Source organism: Streptomyces sp. NPDC057963 (genome assembly GCF_042887155.1).
Taxonomy (GTDB): Bacteria; Actinomycetota; Actinomycetes; order Streptomycetales; family Streptomycetaceae; genus Streptomyces.
Genome location: NZ_JBHVPX010000011.1, coordinates 138643 through 147268 on the forward strand (window position 1 = coordinate 138643; position 8626 = coordinate 147268).

Annotated in this window: 10 protein-coding genes; 5 read left to right on the forward strand and 5 right to left on the reverse strand. The window is 72.0% G+C overall.

Annotated features, from left to right (window positions below; genetic code table 11):
• The first annotated feature begins 20 nt into the window (after positions 1-20).
• On the forward strand, positions 21-1403 hold the full coding sequence (locus ACFVT1_RS25240) for a DUF445 domain-containing protein (protein ID WP_389799328.1): 1383 nt from the start codon (positions 21-23) through the stop codon (positions 1401-1403).
• Between the two features lie 251 nt (positions 1404-1654).
• On the opposite strand, the gene ACFVT1_RS25245 is transcribed toward ACFVT1_RS25240, so the two are convergent.
• Entirely contained in the window at positions 1655-1957 is a 303-nt protein-coding gene (locus ACFVT1_RS25245; protein ID WP_327274997.1) for a hypothetical protein, read from the reverse strand.
• Positions 1958-2152: 195 nt separating this feature from the next.
• Here ACFVT1_RS25245 and ACFVT1_RS25250 point away from each other — a divergent pair, with 195 nt between their 5' ends.
• The 3 genes from ACFVT1_RS25250 (at position 2153) to ACFVT1_RS25260 (ending at position 4949) form a co-directional block, all read left to right on the forward strand.
• Complete coding sequence (locus ACFVT1_RS25250) at positions 2153-3676, forward strand: MFS transporter (protein ID WP_389799330.1); 1524 nt, start codon at positions 2153-2155, stop codon at positions 3674-3676.
• A 140-nt stretch (positions 3677-3816) separates the two neighbouring features.
• Entirely contained in the window at positions 3817-4407 is a 591-nt protein-coding gene (locus tag ACFVT1_RS25255) for a TetR family transcriptional regulator (protein WP_389799333.1), read from the forward strand.
• Positions 4408-4466: 59 nt separating this feature from the next.
• Complete coding sequence (locus ACFVT1_RS25260; RefSeq protein ID WP_389799335.1) at positions 4467-4949, forward strand: hypothetical protein; 483 nt, start codon at positions 4467-4469, stop codon at positions 4947-4949.
• 57 nt (positions 4950-5006) lie between these two features.
• Here the strand turns inward: ACFVT1_RS25260 and ACFVT1_RS25265 are convergent, their stop codons facing one another.
• The 4 genes from ACFVT1_RS25265 to ACFVT1_RS25280 all read right to left on the reverse strand — a co-directional run bounded on the left by ACFVT1_RS25265 (position 5007) and on the right by ACFVT1_RS25280 (position 7685).
• Complete coding sequence (locus ACFVT1_RS25265; RefSeq protein WP_389799338.1) at positions 5007-5651, reverse strand: MepB family protein; 645 nt, start codon at positions 5649-5651, stop codon at positions 5007-5009.
• 152 nt (positions 5652-5803) lie between these two features.
• Positions 5804-6358 carry an NADPH-dependent FMN reductase gene (locus tag ACFVT1_RS25270; RefSeq protein ID WP_389799341.1) on the reverse strand — a complete coding sequence of 185 codons (555 nt, stop codon included), beginning with the start codon at positions 6356-6358 and terminating at the stop codon, positions 5804-5806.
• Between the two features lie 117 nt (positions 6359-6475).
• A complete protein-coding gene (locus tag ACFVT1_RS25275) occupies positions 6476-6823 on the reverse strand; it encodes a hypothetical protein (protein WP_389799344.1) in 348 nt (115 codons plus the stop codon).
• 247 nt (positions 6824-7070) lie between these two features.
• Entirely contained in the window at positions 7071-7685 is a 615-nt protein-coding gene (locus ACFVT1_RS25280) for a hypothetical protein (RefSeq protein WP_389799346.1), read from the reverse strand.
• A 309-nt stretch (positions 7686-7994) separates the two neighbouring features.
• On the opposite strand from ACFVT1_RS25280, the gene cpt reads away from it, so the two are divergent.
• Positions 7995-8516 (forward strand): chloramphenicol phosphotransferase CPT, encoded by a 522-nt coding sequence (cpt, locus tag ACFVT1_RS25285; protein ID WP_389799705.1) that lies wholly within the window; start codon positions 7995-7997, stop codon positions 8514-8516.
• The last annotated feature ends 110 nt before the right edge of the window (positions 8517-8626 follow it).

The window sequence follows — 8626 nt, forward strand, 5'->3', positions numbered from 1 at the left end:
TACGCGGACGGGTGGAGCGGATGGAACGGATCGATCGGACCGGACCCGGGGAACAGGGTGCGGGGCAGCAGAAGCGTGTCCGGGAGCGGGCGTCGGGCGCGGCCCGTCCCGCGCCCGACGGGCGTCCGGCCCCCCTCGCCGCGTTCGCGTACACCGCGGCCGACGAGGAGAAGCGGCGTGGCGTACGCAGGATGAAGACCACGGCCACGGGCCTCCTTCTGCTGGTCGCGCTCGTGTACGTTCTCGCCACCTGGGCGAAGAGCGCGGGTGTGGGCGGCTGGCCGGGCTTCGTCGCCGCGGCCGCCGAGGCGGGGATGGTGGGTGCGCTGGCCGACTGGTTCGCCGTCACGGCGCTGTTCAAGCGTCCGCTCGGCCTGCCGATCCCGCACACGGCCATCATCCCCACCAAGAAGGACCAGCTCGGAGCCTCGCTGGGTTCCTTCGTCGGCGAGAATTTCCTCTCCGGCGATGTCGTGCGGAGCCGCATACACGCCCTCGGCATCGGCGGCCGGCTCGGGGGCTGGCTGGCCGCGCCGGAGCATGCGGACCGGGTCACCGCCGAGCTGTCGACCGCGCTGCGCGGTGCGCTGACGGTGCTGCGGGATTCCGATGTGCAGGCCGTGGTGGGGGAGGCGATCACCCGGCGGGCCAACGCGGCGGAGATCGCTCCCGGCCTCGGCAAGATGCTGGAGAAGATCGTCGCCGACGGCGGCCACCGCAGGGTGGTGGACCTGATCTGTGTGCGCGCCCACGACTGGCTGGTGCTGCACGGCGATTCGGTGATGGACGCGGTGCAGGGCGGGGCGCCGGGCTGGACGCCGCGGTTCGTCGACAAGCGGGTGGGGGAGCGGGTCTACAAGGAGCTTCTGCGCTTCGTCACGGAGATGCGGGACATGCCGGGACACCCGGCGCGCGCGTCGATCGACACCTTCCTGACGGACTTCGCGTCCGACCTCCAGACGGATGCGGACACCCGGGCGCGGGTGGAGCGGCTGAAGTCGGAGATCCTGGGGCGCGGCGAGGTCCAGGACGTCATCGCGTCGGCGTGGTCGTCCGTACGCACGATGGTCATCGCGGCGGCGGACGACGAGCAGAGCGAGCTGCGGCTGCGGGCACGGGCGTCGTTGCTGACGTTCGGCGCGCGGCTGGCGACGGACGGGCGGATGCAGGCCAAGCTGGAGGGCTGGCTGGAGGCCGCGGCGGTCTACGTCGTCACGACGTACCGCGCGGAGATCACCTCGTTGATCAGCGACACCGTCGCGAGCTGGGACGCGGACCAGACGTCGAAGAAGATCGAGGCGCACATCGGCCGCGACCTGCAGTTCATCCGGATCAACGGCACGGTGGTGGGTGCGCTGGCGGGGCTGCTGATCTACACCGTGTCGTGGGCGCTGGGGGCGTAGGGACCGGTTCGCGGAGAGGGCTCCGGGTGCGTGCCCGTCCTGTTCGTACGGGACGCACCCGGTTTCGGCGGGGGTGGGCCCCCGCACACGCGGGGGTCCCGGCCGCCGTTCAACTCGTCCGGCGGATCGTCACCGGCAGCGTGTGGTCGATCCGAGACAGCACGCGGTCGATCCGAGACAGCACGCGGTTGGTCCGAGACACCGCGCGGTTGGTCCGATCCGCATGATCCGATTCGCGCGGTCGATCCGATTCAGGCGGCCCGGCGGGTGACCGCCCACGACGCGGCGGCCACGCCGCCCGCGACGGCGAACACGGCGGGCCAGGCGCCGACCTTCTTGGCCAGCGGGTGCGAACCGGCGAACGCGGCGACATACGCGGTGGTCAGCCCGACGGCCGCGCGCGGTCCGGCCTGCCGGTTCCACTCGTACGCGGCGACGCTGCCCGCTGCGGCGAGGGCGACCCCGCCCAGCGGCCGCTTCTTGGTCCACCGTGCGACGGCGTAACCGCCGACCAGCCCGCTCGCCGCCACCGCCGCTGCCGGAACCTTCGCCATCGCAGCCACCTTCGCCTTCTTGTCCGTGTCGTCCGGGACGGGAGCCCGGGGCTTCGAGGCTAACGCGGTGCCCGCAGTTCCTGTCGCCGAGGGGGTGCACAAGCGTTTACTCTGACGGGTGAACGGGCGTGCACCCCCTGGGTCGCGTCCGATCGCCCTGCGCCGCCCCTGCCGCCGAGCACCGTACGGAGAGCCATGCCCGCGGACATGCCCGCCCCGGACCACGCCACGGCCGAGGCCCCGCACCCCCGCTTCGCCGTCGGCGTGCTCGCCTTCTGCGGTGTCGTGGTCGCGGTCATGCAGACGATCGTCGTACCGCTGCTCCCGCACATCCCCGCCCTGACCGGCGCCACCCCGGCCGCCGCCAGCTGGCTGGTCACCGTCACCCTGCTCACCGGCGCGGTGTTCACGCCGGTTCTCGGCCGGGTCGGCGACATGTACGGCAAGCGGCGGGTGCTCGTCGCCTCGCTCGTGGTGCTGGTGGTGGGCTCGGTCCTGTGCGCGGTCAGCTCCCACATCGGCGTACTGATCACCGGCCGCGCCCTGCAGGGTGCGGCGCTCGCCGTCGTCCCGCTGGGCATCAGCATCCTGCGCGACGAACTCCCGCCCGAGCGGGTGCTGTCCGCCGTGGCGCTGATGAGCTCGACGCTCGGCATCGGCGCGGCGGTCGGGCTGCCGGTCGCGGCGCTCGTCGTCGAGAACTTCGACTGGCACACGATGTTCTGGGTCTCGGGGGTGATCGGTGTCGTCGACATCGTGCTGGTGCTGTGGTGCGTACCCGAGTCCCCGCTCCGCACCCGCGGCCGTTTCGACGCCGTAGGCGCGCTGGGGCTGTCCGGGGCCCTGGTCTGCCTGCTCCTCGCGGTCACCCAGGGCGCGGACTGGGGCTGGACCTCGGCCCGTACGACCGGGCTGCTGGTGGCCGCCGTGCTGGTGGCGCTGGGCTGGGGCGCCTACGAACTCCGCGTCCCGACGCCCATGGTCGACCTGCGGGTCTCGGCCCGCCCGGCCGTCCTGCTCACCAACGTCGCCGCACTGCTGATCGGCTTCGCCTTCTACGCGAACTCTCTGGTCACCGCGCAGATGGTGCAGGAACCGAAGGCGACCGGCTACGGGCTCGGCGCCTCGCTCGTCGTCAGCGGGCTGTGTCTGCTGCCGGGCGGCGTGATGATGGTGGCGCTCTCGCCGGTCTCGGCACGGATCTCCGCGAAGTACGGTCCGAAGGTGAGTCTGGCGGTGGCGGCGGGCGTGATCGCGGCCGGGTACGTGGTGCGCTACTTCACCAGCCACACTCTCTGGTTGATCATCGCGGGTGCGACGGTTGTCGCCTCGGGCACCGCCATCGCGTATTCGGCGCTGCCCGCGCTGGTCATGCGCGGCGTCCCGGTCAGCGAGACGGGCGCGGCCAACGGCCTCAACACCCTGATGCGGTCGATCGGTCAGGCCTTCTGCAGCGCGACGGTGGCCGCGGTCCTCGCCAACATCACGTTCGTGGCGGGTGGCCGGACGGCCCCCACACTCCACGCCTACCAGGTCGTCTTCCTGATCGCGGCGGGCGCGGCGCTCGCGGCCCTGCTGGTCACGCTGTGCCTGCCGCCCGGTCGTACGGACACGGCGGCGGGTACGGTCGAAGGGAGCCGCAACGCCCCGGTCGACCGGAAGGGCGGCGTGCGGACGATGCCGGTCCGGGAGGTCCGGGAGACTCAGGAGGGCGCATGATCAGCGGCCAGGCCACCGCACCGGCCCCGGTTCCGGCCCCCGGACCGACCGCCGTTGCTCCGGCGTCCGGACCGGCTCAGGGACCCACCGCCGTCGCTCCGGCGTCCGGACCGGCTCAGGGACCGACCGCCGTCGCTCCGGTGCCAGAGCCGACCACGGCCGGCGACTCGGTGCCGGAGCCGACCACAGCCGGGGATCCCGGATCGGGCCGGGACGCGATCCTGCGCGCCGCCCGCCGGGCGTTCACACAGCGTCCCTACGCCGACGTGACCATCAGGGGCATAGCGGCCGACGCCGGAGTGAGTCCGTCCCTGGTCGTCAAGCACTTCGGCCGCAAGGAAGAACTCTTCAACACCGTCGCCGACTTCGGCCCGGCCGCCGCGGAACTCTTCGACGCACCGCTCGACGCGCTGGGCCGCCACATGGTGGTGACGCTGGTGCGCCGCCGCCGGGAACTGCAGACCGACCCCCTGCTGCGGGTCGTTTTCTCGCTCGGCAACCGTGACGAACGCTCCCTGCTGCGTGATCGCTTCCACGGACAGGTCACCGACGCCCTGGCCGCCCGCCTCCCCGGCCCCGAACCCGCCCTGCGCGCCGAACTCGTCGCCGGACACCTGCTCGGCCTCGGCGCGACCCTCAGCCTCCACCGCGACGGTGCCGGCGCGGAGGCCACCCCCGAACACATCGCGGACCTGTACGCGCCTGCACTCCAGACGCTGATCACGGGGTGAGGCAACGGCGACGCCGGGCCGGGGATATATGGTCTGGGCCATCCGGACGAGGGGGCCTCATGTCTATCCGTACCGACGCGCGCGGAGCCGCGACCACCGTGGTCGCGACCGCGGTTCTCGGGGCGTTCCTGGTGGGCTGTAGCGGCGCCACCACATCGCAGGGGCCGGGTGACAGCGTCCCCTACGTGGCACCCTCCGTGAACGCGTCGGCCGCGGCCGCCCGGAACAGGCCGGAGGCCGTACGCGACGCCTTCGCGGGCCTCCAGGCCACGCTGAACGACAACTGCACCCCGGGATCGGCGAACTGCGCCTACTTCCTGGGCCGGGTCAACGACGAACTGGCGCGCCTGGACAAGGCGATGAGGGCGGACGCCCAGGGTCCGGGCCGCTTCGAGGAACCGCTGGCCCGGATCAGCGCCCTGCGCAAGACGCTGAACGGTGACACCGCCACGGCCAACCTGGAGAAGCACCGCTCCGAACTGCTCGGCACCCGCGACCGCGTCAACACCTGGATGCAGGGCCACCCGGAGGACTACCGCTGACGCCCGGCCCGGAGGTCCGGCGGTCCCGGCCCCGCAGTCCCGGAAGCCCGGCAGCGGTCACGGGTGGTAGAGCGCCCGGCACCGGACCAGGTCGACGGCCGCGCTCTCATGCGATGCGCCCTCGTCCGCCGCCTGGTCACCCGCCCCACCGCCGTCCGCCCCACCGCCGTCCGCCCCGCCGTCGTCCGCACACAGGTCCACGCGCAGGAAATACTCCGCCTGCCACTCCTGAGTACGGTCCGCCTGGCGATTGGCCGTCGTCACCCACGGCGGATAGACGCGGAAGGCGCGCTTCCCGCCGGTGCCGTTCCGCGACACGATGCCCCGCTCGCAGAGCACGTCCCGCGGAAACACGAACTGCCCGAAACGGCCGGCGTCACGGCTGCTGATGACGAAGAGATCGACGGGGTCCTCGGAGTCGTACGGCTGAATCGGCCCATCGGCCGACCGCTTCCACACCGTCACGAACTGGCCGACCTTCGTCGGGGTCGTCCTGGCCACCCGGAACCTGACGGCGGAGCCGTCCACGGTGAACACATGCGCCCCGTAGTCGGCGCTCTCCGGTTCGGGCACCGGCCGGGTGCAAGTGAAGCCGCTCGGGTCGTACACCAGCGCCTTCGCCGCGAGGAGGTCGGCGTGCAGCGGCCCGCCGCTCGTCCAGGAGCCGGGCCGCGGCTGCGATTCAGGCGTACAAGATGTCATTCGCCCCATTCTGTCATCGTGCTCACTGGGCGAGCCGACCGGGCGAGCCGACCGGACGAGCCGACCGGACGAGCCGACCGGACGGGTCGACCGGACGTGCCGACCGGACGGGGGCGGCTCCGACGGGGACAGGCCCCGTCGGCTGAGGGCACCTACCCCCGGTCGATCCCCGCGGCCCGCTCCGTCAGCAGCCCGAGCACGTGGCCGAGCCGCTCGCGGGCCTCCGGATCGGTGAGGACACCGTCCGCGTCGACCGCGTTCCGGTCCACGGCGATCCGTACACAGGCCGGTTCGACGATGTCCGCACCCGTGTAGCCGAGTACCGTCCGCAACGTGGCCTCCGCGCCCTGCCCGCGGCCGGGGGCGGCGGCGTTGACCCACGCGGTCGGCTTGTCGCAGATCTCGGTGCCGCCGACCGTCCAGTCCAGCAGGTTCTTGAACGTCCCCGGCAGGGTCCCCGCGTACTCCGGCGTACACACCAGAAGGGCGTCCGCCTCGTCGATCGCCGTACGCAGCGCGGCCACCGGCTCCGGCAGCGGATCGGTGTCGTCATCGGGATTGAAGTGGGGGAGCGCCGCAAGGCCGTCGTAGAGAACGGTCCGTACGCCCGTGGGCGCCACCGTCCGCGCGGTGCGCAGCACCGTCTCGTTGGAGGAACCGCTGCGCAGGCTTCCGGACAGCAAAAGGATCACAGGAGGGATGGGCATGTCCGGTCAACCGGCGACGACCGGCAACGATTCCCGTGACGAACGACACCACCCCGGCGCGAGCGCGGTGCGGCTCGTACCGGGGCGGCCGGGCGGGCGGGTCGGGGAGGAGGGGTGTCAGCTGAAGACGACGGAGCGGAGCTTCAGCCGGCTGGAGGCGTGGCCACCGTACGGCCGGAGGGAGAAGTGGTCGCCTTCGCAGTCGACGCCGGTGAAGACGGTGGCGGTCGCGTCGGTGTGGTTCCACGGAGTGTGGGCGGGGCTCGACGAATGGGGGTCGGCGACCTCGGGCAAGGTGAGGCACACCCTGCTCGGCGGGTCGAACAGGATGCCGATCCGCGGTGAGCCGTCGAGACCGCTGTACGTGTAGCTGAAGTCGCCGGAGGCCGCGCCGGCCGAGGTCGGCACGGCCACGATGAGCGCGAGCGCGCCGAAGGCGGCAGCCACGGTGGAACGAAGACGCATGAAAGGCACTCCTTGCCCGGGAAAAAATCAGAACCGGCCCAAGTCTGTGTCGCTGACCTGCGGTTACTGCCACATGCGGGGATTCTTCACCCGGACGGGAGCTGCTGAATCGGTTCTGCCGACGGCCATGTGCGCCAAGTGCCCCGCTCGCCGAGTCGACCGTGGTGACCGCTGCCCGTGCGCACGGACTCCCGGCGCGGCGTGCGCGCGACGCGGTGAACGTCCGCACGGGCACGGCTCAGGTGCGTCACCAGCCTTCGAGTTCGTCCGGCCGGAAGCCCAGCACGACGGCGCAGGTCCAGAAGAGCAGGACGAGGGCCCCGCTCCCGATCTGCCCGACGAGGTGGAAGACGTCCGTGCCCGGCCGGGGACCGAGGGCCGGGCGAACCTTGTGCTGCGGATCGACGGTGATGAGATACCGACCCCCGACCTCCAACTGCTTGTTCAGGGTGGGCAGCTCCCGCTGGCGCAGGTTCTCCGGGTAGGAGACGGCGTAGCTGTACGTCGTGCCGGCGCCGTCCGGGTCGGTGACGCTGGAAGTCTCCTTCTGTATCACGCCGTACACCTCCCGGCCCCGGTCGTGCAGGGCGTTGGACGAGAGGTACTCCATGTGCTGGGCACAGAAGAACATGGCCGCGATCGCCGCCAGCAGCCCGAGCGAGTACCCGGTGCCGGTGCCCATCCGCGTGAGGGTCACGGCGCAGCCCACGGCGATGCCGCTCACCAGCAACAGCAGCACATCGAACGTGTTCTGCGAGATGTAGAGGATATGGCCGAGGAGGGCGAGCAGCCACAGTGTTACCCCTCCGGCGACAGGGCCGAGCACGATCCCCGCGCACAGCCGACCGCTCGGAACTCTCACTCCACGACGCGGCATTGACGACCCCCTGGCGAAGCTGATCCGGTTTCCGTAGAAATCCTATGGACTCACGGCTCCCGCCGGAGGCCCAGGGATTATGGATCTCCTCGCACCGGCAGTTGCTCACGGCCGGTGGCCGCGCACGTCCGCGATCCGACCGTGCGCACCACGGGGGCCGCCGATGTTCCCAATGTCCCCGGTGCCGCCGGTGCCGCCGGTATCGCAGGTGAGGCCGGGGACGCAGGTGAGGCCGGGGACGCAGGTGGCGCAGGTGGCGCAGCACGTTCGTAAAGTGGTGCCGTGATGACCCGGATGATCGTGCTCAACGGTGGTTCCAGCTCGGGGAAGTCCGGGATCTCCCGGTGTCTTCAGGCGGTCCTGCCGGATCCCTGGCTGACCTTCGGGGTCGACACGCTGATCGAGGCGATGCCCGCGCCCATGCGGGAGTCGGACGCGGGCATCGCATTCGCTCCGGACGGTGAAGTGGTCGTCGGCCCCGAGTTCCGCACGCTGGAGACGGCATGGATCGAGGGGGTCGCCGCGATGGCCCGTGCGGGGGCCAGGGTCGTCGTCGACGAGGTCTTCCTCGGCGGGGCGGAGTCCCAGCAGCGTTGGCAGCGGGCGCTCGGCGGACTGCGGGTGTTGTGGGTCGGTGTCCGGTGCGAGAGCGCGGTTGCCGAGGCCCGTGAGGTCGCGCGCGGCGATCGGATCACGGGGATGGCGGCGGCGCAGGCGGACCTGGTCCACCGGGGTGTGTTCTACGACCTGGAGGTGGACACGACGCGGAGCGAGTCCATGGAGTGTGCGCGGATCATCGCCGACCGTGTGAGGTGATCCGCCGGGGCACGCCCGCCGGGGCACGCCCGCCGGGGCACGCCCGCCGGGGCACGCCCGCCGGGGCACGCCCGCCGGGGCACGCCCGCCGGGGCACGCCCGCCGGGGCA

Coding starts and splice junctions, on each gene's coding strand:
- ACFVT1_RS25240 (WP_389799328.1), top strand. CDS start 21: ATGGAACGGATCGATCGGACCGGACCCGGGGAACAGGGTGCGGGGCAG.
- ACFVT1_RS25245 (WP_327274997.1), bottom strand. CDS start 1,957: ATGGCGAAGGTTCCGGCAGCGGCGGTGGCGGCGAGCGGGCTGGTCGGC.
- ACFVT1_RS25250 (WP_389799330.1), top strand. CDS start 2,153: ATGCCCGCGGACATGCCCGCCCCGGACCACGCCACGGCCGAGGCCCCG.
- ACFVT1_RS25260 (WP_389799335.1), top strand. CDS start 4,467: ATGTCTATCCGTACCGACGCGCGCGGAGCCGCGACCACCGTGGTCGCG.
- ACFVT1_RS25265 (WP_389799338.1), bottom strand. CDS start 5,651: ATGACATCTTGTACGCCTGAATCGCAGCCGCGGCCCGGCTCCTGGACG.
- ACFVT1_RS25270 (WP_389799341.1), bottom strand. CDS start 6,358: ATGCCCATCCCTCCTGTGATCCTTTTGCTGTCCGGAAGCCTGCGCAGC.
- ACFVT1_RS25275 (WP_389799344.1), bottom strand. CDS start 6,823: ATGCGTCTTCGTTCCACCGTGGCTGCCGCCTTCGGCGCGCTCGCGCTC.
- cpt (WP_389799705.1), top strand. CDS start 7,995: ATGATCGTGCTCAACGGTGGTTCCAGCTCGGGGAAGTCCGGGATCTCC.